This is a genomic window from Prevotella sp. CAG:592 (assembly GCF_000436015.1).
GTDB lineage: Bacteria > Bacteroidota > Bacteroidia > Bacteroidales > Bacteroidaceae > Prevotella > Prevotella pectinovora.
Genome location: NZ_FR892614.1, coordinates 1 through 594, shown reverse-complemented (window position 1 = coordinate 594; position 594 = coordinate 1). Strand labels below are relative to the sequence as shown.

The following is a 594-nucleotide window of genomic DNA, read 5'->3' as shown; positions in this document are numbered from 1 at the left end:
CAAAAGCGGACTTGGCGCCTTGGGGAACGTAGAGCACAACATCTTCGGAAATGTCTTCAAACACTTTTTCACCAAGGGTGATTTCACTTGGAGATGAAGCATGCAGAATGAATGATTTCAGATATCTGCAGCCGGCAAAGGCCATGTACTCGATTGACTCAACACTTTCCGGAAGGTCAAGGGTTTCAAGATTGTTGTAATAGAAAGCTCCATAGCATATCTTTTTCAGACCATACGGCAATGTAACATGCTTAAGATTGACACGGTAATATCTCTCTTCCGTCTTTATGCTCTCGTATCCGTAATTCCAAGTATCTTCGCCTATTCCTAATACGCATACGGCTGGAACGCGTGGTTTGAAAGCCATTGTACCGATACAGTCATCCACAAGTTTGCAATTCTCCAGATTAAGTCCTGTCAGATCAAAATACTCTGCGAGGTCACGGAGTTGATAATAGTTCTTGTTTCCCAATGTTCCTGTCACGACAATAGAATCAACATCTCTCCATTCGTCGCTGACCGGGGAGGGGGTGAATACGCCGTCCTGCGTCAACTCCACATACTTAATATTCTGTGCGTTCATGCATAATGAAC

At 44.1% G+C, this 594-nt stretch carries 1 protein-coding gene; it reads right to left on the bottom strand.

The genetic code is table 11. From position 1 onward, the window contains the following. On the bottom strand, positions 1-583 hold a 583-nt coding region (locus QVO99_RS08625), incomplete at its 3' end, for a leucine-rich repeat domain-containing protein (RefSeq protein ID WP_288177091.1). Between the last annotated feature and the right edge of the window lie 11 nt (positions 584-594).